Source organism: Pseudothauera lacus, from assembly GCF_003034845.1.
GTDB classification, from domain to species: Bacteria; Pseudomonadota; Gammaproteobacteria; order Burkholderiales; family Rhodocyclaceae; genus Pseudothauera; species Pseudothauera lacus.
In genome coordinates, this window is record NZ_PZKC01000005.1 from 44,276 (window position 1) to 62,414 (window position 18,139).

General features: G+C 67.9%; 15 protein-coding genes and 1 pseudogene. 9 read left to right on the plus strand and 7 right to left on the minus strand.

What is annotated here, in order from left to right; all coding sequences use genetic code 11:
* Positions 1 to 4 precede the first annotated feature (4 nt).
* The 3 genes and pseudogenes from C8261_RS07325 to C8261_RS17595 all read left to right on the plus strand — a co-directional run.
* Positions 5 to 406: a Na+/H+ antiporter subunit G gene (locus C8261_RS07325; RefSeq protein WP_107493019.1), complete on the plus strand. Its 402-nt coding sequence runs from the start codon at positions 5 to 7 to the stop codon at positions 404 to 406.
* Between the two features lie 86 nt (positions 407 to 492).
* Positions 493 to 1,686, plus strand: a complete 1,194-nt coding sequence (locus tag C8261_RS07330) for a pseudouridine synthase (RefSeq protein ID WP_107493020.1) — start codon at positions 493 to 495, stop codon at positions 1,684 to 1,686.
* Positions 1,686 to 2,972: pseudogene (locus C8261_RS17595) on the plus strand (AmpG family muropeptide MFS transporter); the annotation flags it as partial. The gene C8261_RS07330 and the pseudogene C8261_RS17595, both read left to right, overlap by 1 nt.
* Positions 2,973 to 3,119: 147 nt before the next feature.
* On the opposite strand, the gene C8261_RS07340 reads toward C8261_RS17595, so the two are convergent.
* The 3 genes from C8261_RS07340 to C8261_RS07350 form a co-directional block, all read right to left on the minus strand.
* Positions 3,120 to 3,917 carry an undecaprenyl-diphosphate phosphatase gene (locus C8261_RS07340; RefSeq protein ID WP_107493021.1) on the minus strand — a complete coding sequence of 266 codons (798 nt, stop codon included), beginning with the start codon at positions 3,915 to 3,917 and terminating at the stop codon, positions 3,120 to 3,122.
* A 129-nt stretch (positions 3,918 to 4,046) separates the two neighbouring features.
* The gene (locus C8261_RS07345) at positions 4,047 to 4,256 is read right to left on the minus strand and encodes a hypothetical protein (RefSeq protein WP_107493022.1); all 210 of its coding nucleotides are present in this window, start codon (positions 4,254 to 4,256) and stop codon (positions 4,047 to 4,049) included.
* Positions 4,257 to 4,319: 63 nt separating this feature from the next.
* On the minus strand, positions 4,320 to 4,817 hold the full coding sequence (locus tag C8261_RS07350; RefSeq protein WP_107493023.1) for a hypothetical protein: 498 nt from the start codon (positions 4,815 to 4,817) through the stop codon (positions 4,320 to 4,322).
* Positions 4,818 to 5,028: 211 nt separating this feature from the next.
* Here C8261_RS07350 and C8261_RS07355 point away from each other — a divergent pair, with 211 nt between their 5' ends.
* The 6 genes from C8261_RS07355 to C8261_RS07380 all read left to right on the plus strand — a co-directional run bounded on the left by C8261_RS07355 (position 5,029) and on the right by C8261_RS07380 (position 11,473).
* Positions 5,029 to 6,084 (plus strand): efflux RND transporter periplasmic adaptor subunit, encoded by a 1,056-nt coding sequence (locus C8261_RS07355; RefSeq protein WP_107493024.1) that lies wholly within the window; start codon positions 5,029 to 5,031, stop codon positions 6,082 to 6,084.
* Positions 6,081 to 9,347, plus strand: a complete 3,267-nt coding sequence (locus tag C8261_RS07360) for an efflux RND transporter permease subunit (RefSeq protein WP_107493025.1) — start codon at positions 6,081 to 6,083, stop codon at positions 9,345 to 9,347. Before C8261_RS07355 ends, C8261_RS07360 begins: the two co-directional genes overlap by 4 nt.
* Positions 9,344 to 9,568: a YgaP family membrane protein gene (locus C8261_RS07365; RefSeq protein ID WP_107493026.1), complete on the plus strand. Its 225-nt coding sequence runs from the start codon at positions 9,344 to 9,346 to the stop codon at positions 9,566 to 9,568. The genes C8261_RS07360 and C8261_RS07365 overlap by 4 nt, the downstream gene beginning before the upstream one ends.
* 50 nt (positions 9,569 to 9,618) lie before the next feature.
* A complete protein-coding gene (locus tag C8261_RS07370) occupies positions 9,619 to 10,149 on the plus strand; it encodes an ATP-binding protein (protein WP_107493027.1) in 531 nt (176 codons plus the stop codon).
* A gap of 11 nt (positions 10,150 to 10,160) precedes the next feature.
* The gene (queF, locus tag C8261_RS07375; protein WP_107493028.1) at positions 10,161 to 11,012 is read left to right on the plus strand and encodes an NADPH-dependent 7-cyano-7-deazaguanine reductase QueF; all 852 of its coding nucleotides are present in this window, start codon (positions 10,161 to 10,163) and stop codon (positions 11,010 to 11,012) included.
* 149 nt (positions 11,013 to 11,161) lie between these two features.
* A complete protein-coding gene (locus C8261_RS07380; RefSeq protein ID WP_107493257.1) occupies positions 11,162 to 11,473 on the plus strand; it encodes a c-type cytochrome in 312 nt (103 codons plus the stop codon).
* Between the two features lie 56 nt (positions 11,474 to 11,529).
* Here the strand turns inward: C8261_RS07380 and C8261_RS07385 are convergent, their stop codons facing one another.
* The 4 genes from C8261_RS07385 to C8261_RS07400 form a co-directional block, all read right to left on the minus strand.
* Positions 11,530 to 13,713, minus strand: coding sequence for a putative bifunctional diguanylate cyclase/phosphodiesterase (locus C8261_RS07385; protein WP_107493029.1), 2,184 nt, complete (start codon positions 13,711 to 13,713; stop codon positions 11,530 to 11,532).
* 133 nt (positions 13,714 to 13,846) lie between these two features.
* Positions 13,847 to 15,796, minus strand: a complete 1,950-nt coding sequence (locus C8261_RS07390) for an ATP-binding protein (protein WP_107493030.1) — start codon at positions 15,794 to 15,796, stop codon at positions 13,847 to 13,849.
* Positions 15,797 to 15,961: 165 nt separating this feature from the next.
* The gene (locus C8261_RS07395) at positions 15,962 to 17,098 is read right to left on the minus strand and encodes an EAL and HDOD domain-containing protein (RefSeq protein WP_107493031.1); all 1,137 of its coding nucleotides are present in this window, start codon (positions 17,096 to 17,098) and stop codon (positions 15,962 to 15,964) included.
* Between the two features lie 4 nt (positions 17,099 to 17,102).
* A complete protein-coding gene (locus tag C8261_RS07400) occupies positions 17,103 to 18,119 on the minus strand; it encodes a CDP-6-deoxy-delta-3,4-glucoseen reductase (protein ID WP_107493032.1) in 1,017 nt (338 codons plus the stop codon).
* Positions 18,120 to 18,139 lie beyond the last annotated feature (20 nt).

Consider the following 18,139-nt stretch of genomic DNA (forward strand, 5'->3'; position numbering starts at 1 on the left):
AGTCATGACTTTTGTGCTCGAAGTACTGATTTCCGCGCTCATCGTGCTCGGTGGCATCTTCGCCCTGGTGGGCTCGGTCGGCCTGGTCAAGCTGCCCGACCTGCTCACCCGCCTGCACGGGCCGACCAAGGCCACCACGCTGGGCGTCGGCGGTGCGCTGGCCGGTTCGATGCTGTTCTTCTTCGGCATCGAGGGCACGCTGTCGATCCACGAGGTGCTGATCAGCGTCTTCCTCTTCCTCACCGCGCCGATCTCCGCCCACTTCATCGCCAAGGCTCACCTGCACGAGCACGTCGCACTGCGCGCCGACCTGCCGCCCACCGGGCGCGAGCATGGCTGGAGCACCTTCGACGGTGTGCCGGAAAGCAGTGATGGCGAACAGGCGGAGCACGCGCCACGCGGCTGAGAGCAGCGGCTTTGACCCTGTGCGGTTGAGGATCGGGGATAATGGGCGTTTGCTCCGGCGTTTGTCCGGTCAGCCCGAGGTTGCCCTTGAACACCACCCGCAGAACCCCGCCCGTACCCGCACCGTCGCGCATCGCCGGCACGCTCAAGGTCCGCCCCCGCGAACCTGAGGCGCCGGCCGAGGCCGCGCCGGAGGCCGCAAGCCCCCCACCCGTAGAGAAGCGCTCCCGCCGGCCAACTCCAGCGCGCGGCGCTCAGGGGGCGTCCGCGGCCTCCGTTGGCGAGCGGCAGCCCAAGGCGGTACGTGCGCCGGCCACCGCTCCGTGCAAGCCTGCCAGCGCTGCGCGCAAGGCTCCTGCCGAGCAGGGCGCCGGGCCGAAACGCCGCAGTGCGGCGGAAGGAGAGAGCCGGGGCGACGAGGCCGCACGTCCTGCGGGCGAACGCCAAGCACGCACCCAGGTGGTCCGTCGCACCACCGACCGTCCGCCCCGCGCCACCACGCCACGTCCGCAGCCCGTCCCGCGCAGCCCTGCCGCCACTGCGGAGGGCGCGCCCGAGGGCGTGCGTCTGTCCAAGGTAATGGCCGAGCGCGGGCTGTGTTCGCGGCGCGAGGCCGACGGTCTGATCGAGCGCGGCTGGGTGTTCGTCGATGGCCGACGGATCACCGAACTCGGTACCCGCATCGACCCGGGCGCCAACATCACCCTGGCGCCCGAGGCGCGCAACCAGCAGGCGGCGCGCGTCACCATCCTGCTGCACAAGCCGGTGGGCTATGTCTCCGGCCAGCCCGAGCCAGGCTACGAGCCGGCGGTGGTGTTGATCAAGGCTGAGAACCAGTTCGACGTCGGCGAGGCGCAGAACTTCCACTACAGCCATCTCAAGGGCCTGGCGCCGGCCGGGCGGCTGGACATCGATTCCACCGGCCTGCTGGTGCTGACCCAGGACGGGCGCATCGCCCGCCAGCTGATCGGCGACGACTCCAAGGTCGACAAGGAGTACCTGGTGCGGGTGGAGGGCGAGCTCTCCGACGAAGGCCTGGCCCTGCTCAACCACGGCCTCGAACTGGATGGCCGCAAGCTGCGTCCGGCGCAGGTCGAATGGGCCAATCCGGATCAGCTGCGCTTCGTGCTGCGCGAAGGGCGCAAGCGCCAGATCCGCCGCATGTGCGAGCTGGTCGGGCTGAAGGTGGTGGGCCTGAAGCGGGTGCGCATCGGCAAGGTGCGTCTGGCCGACTTGCCCCTTGGGCAGTGGCGTTTCCTGCGCGAGGACGAGCGCTTCTGATGCGTGACCGGCTGGCTGCGGCCTTTGCGACCTATCTCAACCGTCGCATGCTGACCCTGCTGGCGCTGGGCTTTTCCAGCGGCCTGCCGGCGCCACTGGTGTTCTCCAACCTGTCGATCTGGCTGCGCGACGAAGGCGTGAGCCGCACCGACATCGGCCTCTTCGCGCTCGCCGCCACACCCTACGCGATCAACTTCCTGTGGGCGCCGCTGATCGACCGCTTGCGCCTGCCCGGCCTCACCGACCGCTTCGGGCGCCGGCGCGGCTGGGCGCTGGCGACGCAGATCGTGTTGATGTTTGCCATCCTGTGGATGTCCTTTTCCGCGCCGGCGCAGCACCTGTGGATGATGGCGGTGGCGACGCTGATGGTCACGACTGCCAGCGCCACCCAGGACATCGTGATCGACGCCTACCGCATCGATTCGCTGGAGCCCGAGCAGTACGGCGCCGGCTCGGCGGTGGCGATCTGGGGCTGGCATCTGGGCGGCACGCTGATCGGCGGCGCAGGCGGCCTGCTGCTGGCGCAGCAGTTCGGCTGGCAGGCGGCCTATCAGGTGCTGGCGCTGGCGGTGCTGGTGGGCATCCTGGCGATCCTGCTGAGCCCCGAGCCGGCGCGTGTGGTGCCGCGTGCGGTGGCCGCCGCGGAGGAGGCGGTGCGGGTGCACTTCGCCGGCAGCATGCCTGCCATTCGGGCGATGGTCGCGGCCTGGTTGTACAACGCAGTGGTGGCGCCCTTTGCCGAGTTCATGCGGCGCGATGGCTGGCTGCTGGTGCTGGTCTTCGTTTTCGTGTTCAAGTTCGGCGACGCCATGCTCGGACGCATGTCCGGTGTGTTCTACCGCGAGCTGGGCTTCTCGCTCGGCGACATCGCCGAGGTTTCCAAGGTGTATGGCTTTGCCGCCAACATGGTGGGGGTGTTCCTCGGCGGCGTGTTGGCCGCGCGCATCGGTGTGCTGCGTGCGCTGTTCATCGCCGGCTTTCTCACCGCGGCGACCAACCTGACCTATACCGCGCTGGCCATGGTTGGCCAGCAGAAATGGATGCTGGCGGTGGCGGTGGTCTCCGACAGCTTCACCACCGGGCTGGTCACGGTGGCCTTTGTCGCCTATCTGTCCGGGCTGTGCAATGTCGCCTACACCGCCACCCAGTACGCGCTGCTGGCTTCGCTGGGCAATCTGTCGCGCATCTGGCTGTCGGCCTCGGCGGGTTATGCGGTGGACCGGCTCGATGGCGACTGGGCCACCTTCTTCGCCCTGTGCGCCGGTCTGGCGCTGCTTGGCCTGCCGCTGCTGCTGTGGCTGATGCGCCGCTTCCCCGCGCACGTCAGCGACGCGCAGCGCGCCAACGGGGGTGATGATGGGGGTAGTGAGACCGCGTCGGGGGGAGAGGCGGGGGGGCGGCCGGTCCAGTCTCACGTCGAGGCGCTTCGGCCTTTACAGGTAGATCCACAGCAGCACCACGCCGAGCACCAGGCGGTAGGCGACGAAGGGCTGCATGCCGATGCGCTTGATGAAGGCGAGGAAGTAGTGAATGCACAGGTAGGCGCTGATGCCGGAGAGGATCGCCCCCAGGCCGAGTACCCCCCAGGCCACCGGCTCGCCAAGGCTGAGCAGCTCGAGGGTCTTCAGTCCGCCGGCCAGTACGATGACCGGAATCGACAGTAGGAAGGAGAAGCGCGAAGCGCCCTCGCGGCTCATGCCGGTCATCAGCGCGGCGGTGATGGTGATGCCCGAGCGCGAGGTGCCGGGAAACAGCGCCAGCGCCTGTGCGCAGCCCACCACCACGATATCCCGCCAAGTGAGCTGGTGCTCGCTGCGGCTGCCGCGATGGCGCCAGTCCGCCCAGCCCAGCAGCAGGCCGAAGGCGATCAGGCCGACGGCGAGCAGCACCGGCGAGCGCAGATAGGTCTCGACGATGTCCTTGGTGGCCAGTCCGGCCAGCCCCACCGGAATGGTACCCAGCAGCACTGCCCAGGCCAGGCGCGCGTCGGCGTCGAGCTGGCGGGTGGCGAGCGAGCGCGTCCAGCTCGCTGTCATTGCGGCGAGGTCGCGGCGGAAATAGATCACCACTGCGGCGAGGCTGCCGATGTGCAGCGCGACGTCGAAAGCCAGGCCCTGGTCCGGCCAGTCGGTGAGCACCGGGACGAGGATCAGGTGGGCGGAGCTGGAGATGGGGAGAAACTCGGTGAGGCCTTGTACCACCGACAGTACGACGACTTGCAGCCAATCCATGGGGCGCGTGCATATCCACTTCGGTTTGCGGCCGCCGGATGGCCTTGCCGCGGGCATGGTGCACTGCACTCATCCCCGCGGCATTCTCGCATAAAGCAGTGAGTGCGGTGCTGCGGCCGGCGCTGCTCCTCAGTCGCCGAGGCGGCGCCGGCGTTGCTGGTCGACCACCTCAGCGTGTTCGGGGTCGAGTCCGCTGACCGTGGTGAAGCACTGATCGAGCGGGCAGACCTGTCCCGGGGGGCATAGGTGCTCGCGGGCACACTCGGCCTGGGTTTCGTCGAGCAGGACCATTTCGTGCACCCGCTCGCAGCGGGCGATGGGGGAGTCGAAGAAGCTCATGGCGGTCTCCTGGGGCAGGCGGGAAGTCCGCCTGCCTGATTCCAGCATAGGCCACAAAAGGACTCAGAGCTTGCGTGAAGGGGTCAGCCCCGATCCCCACAGTGCCGGCGCGAGCGCCACGGCCTGACGTTCGGCTTCGATGATCTTGGTGGTTTCGCGCGCGATGAAGCGGTCTTCGGGGCTGCCGTTGGTGGCTGCCGGGAGCTTGCCTTCCCAGAGCAACTGGCGGGCCGCTTCGAGGAAGTTGCGCTCGTCGCCGACGTCAAGCGCGTGCTGCTCAAGGTAGTTGAGGGTCTGGAAACCGCCAACGACGACGAATACGAGCAGCATCAGGATGAAGGAGGGCAGGGTGTTGCTCAGCGTCACACTGCCGGCGAAGGCGGTCTGGGTGAGTCCCCCGCCGGCGAGGGCGATGAGACTGGCGCTGCTTGCCAGTCCGGTGGCAAGCTTGCGGCGGCGGCGCTGTTCCTTGGCGAGCAGGGTACGTGCCAGCACACGCAGCTCGTCAAGGGAGGTGGAAGTTCGCGTCGATGAGCGGGTCGGGCTGTTGTAGGTGTTCATTTTCAAAGCCTCCGGCGTTTCTTTGCGGAATGGCCAGTACGGATACTGCGCCATGACTTCATGATGGTCGACGCTATGGCTTGCGCATAGTGGTGCTGCGCTGCAATGAAGGGTCAGGGTTTCCTGACAGGGGATTAGGAGATGGTGATAATGCGGGGGGTGACGGTTGCCGCGGCTTGACGCGACTATTCATAAGAATATACTTATATACATGAAAACCTTCCTTCCCTTGCCGGCGCTGCTGCGCCTGATCGCGCTGATTGCGGTGTTCGGTGCGAGCGTGCCGCTGCGTGCCGAGATTCCGCTGCACCGCGTGGAGGCAAACGCTGCGGCCGACACGGTGCCCGCCGAGGCCACCGTCGAGGCGGTACGCCAGGTCGTTGTTGCCGCCCAGGTTGCCGGGCGCGTGCTGGCGCTGGGTGCCGATGGCGGTGATGTCGTGCGCAGCGGCGCCCTGCTGGTCAGCATCGACGCCGGAGAGGCGGCCGCCGCCGAAGCGGCCGCCGCTGCCGCGGTGGTGCAGGCCGACGCTGCGCTGGCTGATGCGCGCGCCGCCTTGGCGCGCAGCCGCCAACTCCATGAGCGTCGATTTGTCAGCCAGGCGGCGCTCGATCAGGCCGTGGCCGCCCATGACAGCGCCGCCGCAGCGACTGCAGTGGCTCGGGCCAATCTCGTCCGTGCCCGGGAAGCGCACCGCCACGCGCACCTGCATGCGCCCTTCGACGGACGGGTGGCCGAGCGCCGCATCGAGGTCGGCGAGATGGTGCAGCCCGGCATGGCGCTGATGACCGTCTACGACCCGGCGCAGATGCGTGCGCTGGTGGACCTGCCGCAGCAGCGCCTGGCTGCCCTGGAGCGTGCGGGCCCCCTGCGGGCGCGGGTGGAGTTGCCGGACAGCGGACGCTGGATCGACGCCGCGGCGGTTACCGTGCTGCCGGCGGCAGATCAGCGCACCCATACGCTGCGCGTACGCGTCGAGCTGCCGGTGCACAGCGACGGAGTGCTGCCGGGGATGTTTGCCCGCGTGCACTTCCTCGCTGCCGAAGCGGCACGTCTGCGTGTGCCGGAGCAAGCGGTGCTGCGTCGTGGCGAGCTCAGTGCGGTGTATGTGGCTGCAGCGGATGGCGTATTCACCCTGCGTCAGGTGCGCCTCGGCCAGCGCCGCGGCGATGGCAGTATCGAAGTGCTCGCCGGTCTGCACGACGGTGAGCATGTCGCCCTCGACCCGGTGGCGGCCGGCATCCTTGCCGCGACGCAGCGCCGATGAGTGCGCCGCAATCGCAGGGCGATGTGCCGCTGGGCGTGTCCGGGCGCATCGCCGCCGCCTTCCAGCGCAATGCGCTGACGCCGCTGATCGCGCTGGTATTGCTGCTGCTCGGCATCTTTGCCACCCTGATCACGCCAAAGGAGGAAGAGCCGCAGATCGATGTCACCATGGCCAATGTGCTGGTGCCATTCCCGGGGGCCTCGGCACGCGACGTCGAGGCGCTCGTCGCGCGCCCGGCCGAGCAGGTGCTGGCGCGCATTGCCGGTGTCGAGCATGTGTACTCGGTGTCGCGCCCCGGCATGGCGGTGATCACGGTGCAGTTCGAGGTCGGCGTGCCCAACCAGGATGCGCTGGTCAAGCTCTACGACACCATCCATTCGCACCGCGACTGGATCAGCCCGCAGCTCGGGGTCGGCGAGCCGGTCATCAAGCCGAAGGGCATCGACGACGTACCCATCCTCAGCCTGACGCTGTGGACCGCCGACACGCAGCGCAGCGCCTTCGAGCTGCAGCAGGTCGCCCGCGCCCTGGAGCTGGAGCTCAAGCGCATTCCCGGTACCCGTGACGTGGTCACCATCGGCGGCCCCGACCATGTCCTGCGCGTGGATATGGACAGCGCACGGATGAACGCCCATGGTGTCACTGCGCAGGACATCCGGGCGGCCCTGCAGCTCGCCAATGCCTCCCAGCCGGCCGGTACGCTGGTGCGCGACAATCGCGAGGTGCTGGTGCGCACCGGCACCTACCTGGAGTCTGCCGAGGACGTGCGTGCTCTGGTGGTCGGTGTCAGTGCCGGACGCGCAGTGTTTCTGCGCGATGTCGCCGAGGTCGTCGATGGCCCCGACCAGCCTGTGCGCCACGTCTGGTACGGCAGCGGTGCGGCCTCCGCAGGCCCGCAGGGGATCTTCCCGGCGGTGACCCTGGCGGTGTCCAAGAAGCCCGGCGCCAACGCCGCCGACGTCGCCGCGGACCTCGTTGCCCGCGCGCAGTCGCTGCGCGGCGCGCTGATCCCCGAGGGGGTCGAGTTCACCGTCACGCGCAACTACGGCAAGACGGCCAGCGACAAGGCCAGTCAGCTGATCGGCAAGCTGGTGTTCGCTACCGCCGCGGTGGTGCTGCTGGTGCTGCTGACCCTCGGGCGGCGTGAGGCGCTGATCGTTGGCGTGGCGGTCACCCTCACCCTCGCAGCCACCCTGTTTGCCTCCTGGGCGTGGGGTTTCACGCTCAACCGGGTGAGCCTTTTCGCCCTCATCTTCTCCATCGGCATCCTCGTCGATGACGCCATCGTGGTGGTCGAGAACATCCACCGCTGGAAGACGCTGGAGCCCGCCACGCCGTTGTGGCGGCTGATCCCGAAGGCGGTGGACGAGGTCGGTGGGCCGACCATCCTGGCGACCTTCACGGTGATCGCGGCATTGCTGCCGATGGCCTTCGTCACCGGACTGATGGGGCCTTACATGAGCCCGATTCCGATCAACGCCTCGATGGGCATGTTCATCTCGCTCGCGGTGGCCTTCGTGGTCACCCCCTGGCTTGCCCTGCGCCTGCTCAAGGGCAGTGCCGGCGATCATGCGCACGCCACCGAGGACCGCATCACCCGTCGCCTCGACGCCTTCTTCCGCCGCCTCATGGGGCCGCTGCTCGACGCCGGACGGGGCGCGCGCGCGCGCGCGCTGCTGTGGCTGGGCGTGCTGGCGCTGATCCTCGCTTCGGTGGCCCTGCCGGCCGTGCAGTGGGTGGTGCTGAAGATGCTGCCCTTCGACAACAAGTCGGAGTTCCAGGTGGTTCTCGACATGCCCGTCGGCACGCCGCTGGAGGAGACCGTACGGGTCCTCCACGAGATCGGCGCCGAGCTCGCCGGGGTCGCGGAGGTGACCGACTGGCAGGCCTATGCGGGTACCGCAGCGCCGATCAACTTCAACGGCCTGGTGCGCCAGTACTACCTGCGCGCGGGAGCGGAGATGGGTGACATCCAGGTCAACCTCAGTGACAAGGCGGCGCGCAGCCGCCAGAGCCACGAGATTGCCGTATCGGTGCGCGAGCGGGTGATGGAGATCGCCCGGCGCAACGGCGGCAACGCCAAGGTGGTGGAGGTGCCGCCGGGGCCGCCGGTGATGTCGCCCATCGTCGCCGAGATCTACGGACCGGATTACGCCGGCCAGCTGGAGGTGGCGCGCCGGGTGCGTGCCGCCTTCGAGGCCACGCCGGACATCGTCGGGGTGGACGACGGCGTGGATGAGAGTGCTCCCAAACTGGTATTGCGCGTTGATCAGGCCAAGGCCGCGCGCATGGGGGTGGCGCAGGCCGACATCGTCGAGGTGGTGCGCCTGGCCCTGGCGGGCGAGAACGTCACCCCCATCCACGGCGGTGACAACAAGTACGAGATCCCGGTGCGCATCCAGCTCCCCCCCAGCCACAAGTCCGACGTCGGCGAGTTGCTGCGCCTCAAGGTGCGCGCGCGCGACGGTGCGCTGGTGTCCGTTTCCGAAGTCGTCGAGGTGCACGCCAGCGAACGCGAACAGGTCATCTACCGCAAGGACCTGCTGCCGGTGGTGTACGTCACCGGTGACATGGGAGGGCGGCTGGATTCTCCGCTGTATGGCATGTTCGACATCCGCAGCCGCCTGCGGGATCTGCAGCTCGATGGTCCGGGGCTCGCCGGGACGCTGCAGGAGTGGTTCATCCGCGCCCCCGTCGATCCCTATGCCGCCTACAGCATCAAGTGGGACGGCGAATGGCAGGTCACCTATGAAACCTTCCGCGACATGGGGGCGGCCTATGCCGTCGGGCTGGTGCTGATCTACCTGCTGGTGGTGGCGCAGTTCCGTTCCTATCTGGTACCGCTGATCATCATGGCGCCCATTCCGCTCACCATCATCGGGGTGATGCCCGGGCACGCCCTGTTCGGGGCGCAGTTCACCGCCACCTCGATGATCGGCATGATTGCGCTGGCCGGGATCATCGTGCGCAACTCCATCCTGCTGGTGGATTTCATCAACCAGCAGCTTGGCGAAGGGGTGGCATTCACCGAGGCCGTCATCCGGGCTGCGGCGGTGCGTGCCAAGCCCATCGGCCTGACTGCGCTGGCGGCGATGATCGGTGCCTTCTTCATCCTCGACGATCCCATCTTCAACGGCCTGGCGATCAGTCTGATCTTCGGCATTCTGGTGTCCACCGTGCTTACCCTGGTGGTCATCCCGGTGCTCTATTACGCCGCCATGCACAAGCGTGCCGGCTTCCTGCAGGAAGGAGAATCCGCATGACGCTCACCACCAACCAGTACGTACGCATCGTCGCCGGCGCCTTCGTGATGATCTCGCTGGCGCTTGGCGCCGAGGCCTCGCCGCTGTTCGTCAGCAAGCATTTCCTCTGGTTCACCGCCTTCGTCGGCCTCAACCTGTTCCAGAGTGGTTTCACCGGCCTCTGCCCGCTGGAGAACATCCTGCGCAAGCTGGGGGTCAGGGACAGCGCTGGCGGCTGCTGAAACCATTTGCGGGCGTTGCGGCGGGGCGCGGTGCAGGCCACAATCGGCGCATGACGCCGATACCCGTGTTGCCAACCGCGCTGCCCCTTGCGCAGCCGCCTTTGCTCAGCCTGAATGTTCGCACCCTTGCCGATGCGGCCGCCGCGGCCCATCGCGCCGCGGCCTTGTGTGCGGAGCCGGCGCGGGCGCAGGCCGGATTGCATGAGTTGCTGGTGAATGGCATCGAGCACGGCAATCTCGGCATCGATCATGCACTGAAGGCCGAACTGCTGGGCAAGGGCGAGTGGGAGGCCGAGGTGGCGCGCCGTCTCGCCCTGCCGGCATTGGCGGGACGGCGGGTACGGGTGTCGGTGTGGCGCCTGCCCGAGGGCTGGTGCTTCGAGGTCGGCGACGACGGCGAGGGCTTCGACTGGCAGCCCTGGCTGGGGGTTGCCCCGCAGCGTGCCGCAGCACCCAATGGGCGCGGTATAGCGCTGGCGGGCGGGCTGTACTTCGATGAGCTGAGTTTTGTTGCTCCCGGCAACCGGGTGCGCGCTTTGTTGCGGGAAGCGGCAATGGGCGCGCCTGCAACCGGCGGGTAGAATCGCGCGCCATGAATCCGACCTCTCCCATCCTTCACGGTGCCGAGCGCTCGCCGCTGGGTCAGCCGGTGGCCTACCGTGACACCTACGCGCCGGAGTTGCTGTTTCCCATCGATCGCCAGCTCAAGCGCGACGAACTTGGCATCGACGGCAGCCGTCTGCCCTTTGTGGGCGCCGATCTGTGGAATGCCTATGAGCTGTCGTGGCTCAACCCGCGCGGCAAACCGGTGGTTGCGCTGGCGCGCTTCGAGGTGCCGGCCACGTCGCCCCGACTGATCGAATCGAAGTCGCTGAAGCTCTACCTGAACGCCTTCAACCAGAGCCGCTTTGCCAGCGCCGGGGAGATTGCCACCCTTATCCGCACCGACCTCTCCGCCGCAGCCGGTGCGCCGGTGGAGCTTGTCCTGACTCCGCTGTCGGCGCAGCCCCAGCGTGCTGCCGCCTACCCTGCCGGGGTCTGCATCGACGAGCTCGACATCGACATCGACACCTATCAGCCTGCCCCCGAACTGCTGGCGACCGTGGCTGGGGGCGGCGAGGTCGAGGAAACCCTCTATTCCCACCTGCTGAAGTCCAACTGCCTGGTTACCGGGCAACCTGACTGGGGCATGGTGGGGGTGCGCTATCGTGGCGCGCTGATCGATCGCGCCGGACTGCTGCGCTACATCGTCTCCTTCCGCCAGCACAACGAGTTCCACGAACAGTGCGTGGAGCGCATCTACTGCGACCTGCTCTCGCGCTGCCGTCCCGCAGCGCTGCTGGTGTGGGCACGCTACACGCGCCGCGGTGGACTGGACATCAACCCCTGGCGTGCGAGCACGGCGCAGATGCACCCGGGGGACGCCATGGAAATACGCCAATAGTGCAAGGTCGTGTCAACCTTGCGCGCACCCCTTGCGTTGAGTGAGCAGATGTACGCTTTCACAACAAGTTCTTGAGCGGGTAGGCAAAACAGGCTGCAGTAGTTTAGTATCCGCCGATGTTTCAAAACCACCATCACGAGGAAGAAACCATGAAAGTTTTCGTCGCTGCCGCGGTTGCCGCCGGCCTGCTGTCCGCCGCCCCGGCCTTCGCTTCCGCCGATCTGGCCAAGGCCAAGAACTGCATGGCCTGTCACGCGACTGACAAGAAGCTGGTGGGCCCGTCCTACCAGGACGTGGCTGCCAAGTACGCTGGCCAGGCCGACGCCGTCGCCATGCTGGCTGGCAAGATCCAGAAGGGTGGTGCCGGTGTGTGGGGGCCCGTGCCCATGCCCCCCAACCCGCAGGTGAACGACGCCGACGCCAAGGCGCTCGCCGAGTGGGTGATGAGCCTGAAGAAGTAAGTCGGCGGTTGCCGAAAACGAAAAACCGGCCTGTTGGCCGGTTTTTATTTGCACTTTCATCCGGGGGCCGCAGGCAGTGGCTGGGTGTTCAGCCAGCGCTCTATTTCCGCGGCAGGGGCGGGGCGGGCGAAGAGGTAGCCCTGCATGATGTCGCAGCCCAGCGAGCGCAGCACGCTGACCTGACCTTCCTGTTCGACGCCCTCTGCGACCAGGTGCAGGCCGAAGCCGCGGGCGATGCCGGTGATCGCCGAGATGATGGGGTTGACCGCCGAGGCGGAGAGCTCGCGCACGAAACTGCGGTCGATCTTCAGGCAGCTTACCGGGAACTTCTGCAGGTAGGACAGCGAGGAATAGCCGGTGCCGAAGTCGTCGATCGCCACCCCGAGGCCCGCGCTGCGCAGCTCGCGGACCTTGGTGGCGGTGGCGTCGGCGTCCTGCATCATCATGCTCTCGGTGATCTCGACTTCAAGCAGCGCGGGGGGGATGTGGTGACGGGTGACTGCGGCCATGACCTTGTCGACCAGGTCATGGTGGTCGAAGTCGTGCGGCGAGAGGTTGAGCGACATGCGCAGGGTGTCGTGTCCGGCGCTGCGCCATTCCCCCAGTTGTGCGCAGGCACGCTCCAGCACCCACTGGCTGATGTCGCCAATGATGCCCATCTCCTCGGCGACCGGGACGAAGGTGGCCGGCGGGACCATGCCGCGCGTGGGGTGATTCCAGCGCAGCAGGGCTTCCATGCCGACCGCACGGCGGTGGTTGAGGCTGATCTGGGGCTGGTAGTGGAGCTCGAACTCCTGGCGTTCGAGCGCCTTGTGAAGGTCGTTCTCGAGGGAGACGCGCTGGCGGTGGTGGGCGTTGAGGCCGGCATCGAAGAAGCGGAAACCGTTCTTGCCTGAGCGCTTGACCTTGTACATGGCGACGTCGGCGTGGCGACTGAGGTCTTCGGCGCTGTGGCCGTCGCGCGGATGGATGGCGATGCCGATGCTCACCGTGGCGCGGAATTCGCCGTTGCCAAGGGCAAAGGGCGCCGCCAGCACGTCGAGGATCTTGCGGGCGATGGTCTCGGCATCCTGCGGCTGGGAGATGTCGGGCAGCAGGATGGTGAACTCGTCGCCACCGAGGCGAGCCAGGGTGTCGCCGCGCCGCAGTACCCCGGAGACCCGCTCGGCAAGGGTGCGCAGCAGGGTGTCTCCGGCGGCATGCCCCCAGGTGTCGTTGACCAGCTTGAAACGGTCGATATCGACGAACATCACCGCCAGTGGGCTGTTCTGGCGCTGCGCATGGGTGACCGCGAGCTCGAGGCGGTCACGGAACAGCAGGCGGTTGGGCAAGCCGGTGAGCTGGTCGTGATAGGCCTGGTGGGTGATGATCTCCTCGGCGCGCTTGCGGTCGGAGATGTCGCGGGCCACGCCGTAGAGACCCGGCGAACGGGCGCCTTCGTCGCCGCGACCGGGCATCGGCAGGCCGTCGAGAGCGACGGTGACGGTTTCCGGCAGGCCCTGGTCGAGTGAGAGGCGGTTGCGGCGCAGGCGCAGCTCGACCTCGAAACGCTCGCTGTGGCCATTGCGCACATCCTGCAGCAGGCTGTGCATGCGGTCCTGGTCCTCGGGCATCACCAGCAGCAGGAAGGGGCGTTTGAGCAGCTGGTTGCCACGGAAGCCGAGCAGGCTCTCGATGCGCGGGTTGATGTAGGTGAAGCAGCCTTCGCCGTCGAGGGTGAAGATGAGGTCTGGCGAACTTTCCACCAGGTAGCGATGCAGGCGCTCGGAGGCGCGCAGGCGTTCGCTCATGGTGCGGTTGGCGCGCTCCAGGGCGGTCTTGTGCAGGGCGCCGTGGACGGTGCGCTGCAGTTGCGCGAGATGATAGGGCTTGCGGACGAAGTCGTCGGCGCCGGCGCGCAGTGCGCCGATGGCGGCATCGATGGCGTCCTCGCCGCTGATCATCACCACGGCCTCCTGGCGCTGGCTGGCGGCGAGCCAGGAGAGGACGTCGAGACCGGTGCCGTCGGGCAGGCGGTAGTCGAGCAGGATCAGGTCGTAACTGTTGTGCTCGAGCTGGCGCAGTGTTTCGGCGATGCTGGCGCAGCAGTCGAAGTGGCGCCCGGGCTGGGCGAGCGCGATCGGCAGGGAACGGCGCAGGGCGGTATCGTCATCGACCACCAGAATCCGGCACTGCAGATCGGGGGCTGTGCCGGATTCCGCGGCCTGATGAGCGAACGGCTGTTCCGACGAGATGACCATATTACCCGGGGCCGCTCACAAGGAGGCGAAGAAAACGCTGACGCGGCACCGTCCGGGGCGGGCGGGGCGGAAGCGTTGCGGGCACTCTCTGGGTGATACTAAATGCATATTTCCAGAGTATTAGCAATGACATTTAACGCAATGTAGCACTCTTGGGTGTATTTTCCAACGGAATGAGAATCTGATAGCTTGTACCCAAGGTGGGTTGGCTGCGGCACACCAGGGTGGCGTGCCATTGCGCAAGCAGTTCCCCGACGATGGACAGGCCGATGCCGGCGTGGGCCCGCCCCTTGTCGCTGGGGTGTTTGCCGAAGAGGTCGTCGATACGGGCGGGCGGCAGGCCCGGGCCATTGTCGACCAGGCGCAGTTCGAGACACTGGCGGCCGTCGACGAGCAGCGGACCGGCAGCGGCGACGGCGAAGCGCCCACCGGGAGGCAGGGCTTCGGCGGCATTGCGGTAGAGGTTGAGGAGGATCTGCCGGAGCACGCCGCCGGGCATCGCCAGGCGGGGCAGGGTGGCGGGCTTGCGGACATCGAAACGGATGTCGCGGCAGCCGAACAGGGCGCTGGCGCAGAGGCGGTCGAGCTCGTCGAGGATGGCGCCGGGGTCGCAGGTTTCGCCGTGTTCGCCGCCGGTGCCCGGTGGCGAGGCAAAGCGTTGCACCAACTCGGCAACGCGGTCGAGTTCGTCGCCGATGATCGCCAGTTCGGCGAGCAGCGCCGTGTCTGCGGCGTTGCGTTGTTCGACCAGGCCAAGATAGCTGCGGATCACCGTCAGCGGGTTGCTGGCCTCGTGGATGAGCGCGCGCGCGCGCGCGCGCTGGCTGCTTTCCAGTTCGTTGCGTACCGCCTCCAGTGCTGCCCGCCGCGAGGTTTCCTGCTCAAGGACCGAGAGTGCCTGGGCGGCAAAGGCGGCAAAGGCGGCCTGCACGCCAGGCGTCGGCAGGGCCGAGTCGCCGTACTGGGGCAGCACGGCAACGCAGGGGCCGCTGCCCAGGCGGGGGAGCGGCAGGCAGGCAATTCCCGGGGCCTGCAGCCAGCGTGCGAGTTGCCAGTCCTGCGGGCAGCGCGGCGCTTCGTCGCCGATGCGCATCCGCGTTGCCGTGCCACTGCGCGCAGCGAGGGCAATGATGCTGCGCTCGTCGTCGCCACGCAGGCCGAGTTCGGTGATCCAGCGTGAAGCCGGATGGTCGTCGAGCGCCGGTGGCAGCAGGTGGCCGTCGGTGCCGGTGGTGAGCAGCAGGGGCGCCGGCAGGCCGAACACCAGGGCACTGCCGTAGCGCAGGCGGCGCAGGGCGGCGGCGCCGTTGCAGTCGCCAAGAGCGCCGCGCAGCAGTCCGCGCAGGGCGGCGTACTGCAGCGCAGCAGGCATCTGGACACTGGCTGGCGGGGCTTCCGCAGGTGCCGTCGGCAGGTTGCCGGCGAGGAAGGCGACGTCCGTGCGCAGGGCCAGCAGTGTTCCGGCTGGCAAGGCAGTCAGTGCGCCGAGGCGTGGATCTTCCGCTGCCTCGGCACTGGCTCCGAGGCGTACCGCGCTCCACAGCAGGGCAGTGAGCGGGTGGGCGTTGCTGATGTGCTCGTCGAGGGCGGCTTCGAGCTCCAGGGCGTCGATCAGCGGTTGAGCTGCACCGCAGGCGCGCGCCAGTCCCGCCGCATTCATCGCGCCGTCGCGCAGGGTGGAGCTGCCGGAGTGGCCGAGTTCGCGCAGCAGGCCGCACAGGAAGGCGTCGTCAGGGCGCGGATAGGCGGATTCGATGGCGAGGTGGCGGGCGCATTCGGCGGTCATCAGGGCCTGGCGCTGGCAAGCCTGGGACAGCGTGGGGCTGTCCACGGAGAGCAGCTGCCAGGCCCGCAGGACGTCGGCACCGGCGTCCTGCAGGCGACGGGCGAGCGCTGCACGCAGATCGGCTTCGTCGCCCTGCAGTGGTGCTGCGCGCAGCAGGGCGACGCACAGCTGCGGGTGGCGCATGGCCTCCTCGGCCGCCGCCTGCGACTGCGGCGGCGCGCTGTCGAGGTGGTGCAGCAGGAGGCTCAGGTCTCCGGGGAGAAGGGCGGCTGCGGCGGGAGGTGGTGTGCTCGACACCGGGGCGTCCTTCCGTAGTGGGTCAGGGCGGTCACATGCTGTTGCAATTGTAACGCCGCCCGCCGGAGGGGGCGAGTGCGGCGATGAAGGTTCACCGTGACCGGTTTCACTTTCCGGTGCGAATGGCGCCGAAGCGGGCCATTCCGTTCCATGGCTGCGCCGCACTCAGCCCTGCAGACTGTCGGCGAAGCTCAGCGCCTGGACGTGCGAGCGGTTGAGCTGTTCCGGACTCAGGTGCAACTCCTCGGCGGCTTTAAGCAGTGCGGCGCCGTCGAAGCTCTCGCACAGCCGCGAGAGCTTCAGGAAGGGGGCGAACTCGCCCTGTTCGTAGAGCAGGGCTTCGGTGACCGTGGCAGGCAGGTTCATCTCGTCGAGTACCGCCTGCATGGAGGTGCCGAGCAGCACGTTGAGCAGCGAGAAGGCGCCGGTGATGAAGAGGTTGTCGCGTTCGGACTTGTCGAAGAAGCCGCCGCCGACTTCCTCCATGAAGCGCCCGCGCGCGATCGCGGTCTGCATCATCGCCGGGGCGCCGGGATCGCGGCTGGCGGTGACCAGCAGCAGCGACAGCCACTTGTTGAGGTTGTCGTAGCCGAGGATGCTGACCGCGTGGCGGAAGGACTGGATTTCGCACATCAGCCCGAAACCGGCGGAGTTGATGTAGCGCAGCAGCTTGTAGGACAGCGCCACGTCCTGTTTGAGGACGGCCTCGATGTCCTTGATGTCGGCGTTGTTGCGCACCAGGTTGAGCAGGCGGACGATCTGGGCGTGCGCCGGCGAGAGCTCCTTGGGCGGGGGGTTGCCATGCAGGAAAAACCAGCCCGAGGCGCCGTCGTAGCCGGCACTGACCGCGGCGCGGAAAGCCGGTACGTCGGCCAGGCCCCAGGCCAGGCTGAGCCCCGGGGCATCGCCCGGCGCGGCAGCCTTGCGCGCGTCCATCAGCACGAAGCGCCAGTCAGCGCTGGCCGGCAGTGCCGTGCCAGGGGTGTACCAGGTCAGGCAGGTGCTGATGCCTGCCTCCTGCAGTTGCGGCAGCAGGGCCTGGGTCTGCGGATGGGCAAGGGCCTGGACGGGGATTTCCACCATCGCGTTGGGCGGGGCCTGCCAGTTCATCAACTCCGGCGTCGGTACCAGGCGGCCGAGGCACAGGAACACAGGATGATGGCTGGGCCAGACGTCGGCGAGACTGTTGAGCGTGTCGACCACCGCGGCGACGTTGGGGCCATGGGCGATGAGCCGGTTGGCGGTGATTGCGCGGCTCTTGTTGACCACAGGCTCGCGGGTGAGGATGGTGGTCTGGCTCATGGGTTCAGGTGGTCGAGAAGGTAAAGGAGTCTGCGAAGAAAGCCTCTGCAGGCAGGGCGCAGCGGCCACTGAGGTCGGCGCGCGCGGCCTCGATCATCGCCGGCGCACCGCAGGCATAGACCTGGTGCGCGGAGAGGTCGGGGAAGTCGGCCATCAATGCCTCATGAACGAGACCGCGGCGTCCCTGCCATCCGTCATTATCACTCAGGCCGGAGAGTACCGGAATATAGCGAAAGTCGGGGATGCTCGCCGCCCATTCGCGGGCCAGAGCGTCGAGGTACAGGCCGTCGGCCTGGCGTGCGCCCCAGTACAGCGCCATCGGCCGCCGGATGCCGAGGTGGCGGGCGTGTTCGACGATGCTCTTGATGGGGGCGAAACCGGTCCCGCCGCAGAGCAGCACGATGGGGGTGTCAGCGTGCTCGTCGAGGGTGAAGCTGCCCAGCGGCCCCTCGAAGCGCAGGATATCGCGCTCCTTCATGCCATCGAAGACGTGCGGCGTGAATTGGCCACCGGGAACCAGACGGATGTGCAGTTCCAGGAGTTCGGCGTCATGGGGGGCGTTGGCGATGGAGAAGCTGCGGCGGCGGCCATCGGCGAGCAGCAGGTCGATGTACTGTCCGGCACGGAAGGCAAAGCGCTCGCTCGCCGGCAGGCGCAGTTCGAGGATCATGACGTCGTCGGCGACACGCTTGAGGCTGTGCACGCGACAGGGCAGCTTCTTCACCGGGATGTCGTCGGCGCGGCGCACGTTGCGCGCCTCCAGCACCAGGTCCGAGCGCGCCTGGGCGCGGCAGAAGAGCGCCATGCCGGCGGCGCGGTCGGCGTCGCTGAGGGCGCCGGCACAGATTGCGCCATGCTCGAAGCTGCCGCTCAGCACCTTGCCCTTGCAGGCGCCACAGGCGCCGTCGCGGCAGCCATAGGGCAGCAGCAGGCCGGCGGCAAGGGCGGCATCGAGCAGGCTCTGGTCGGCGGTGGCGGGGAACTGCTGGCCGTCGGGCTGGAGGGAAATCTGGAAGGACATCTGGCGTGTGATAATCGGCT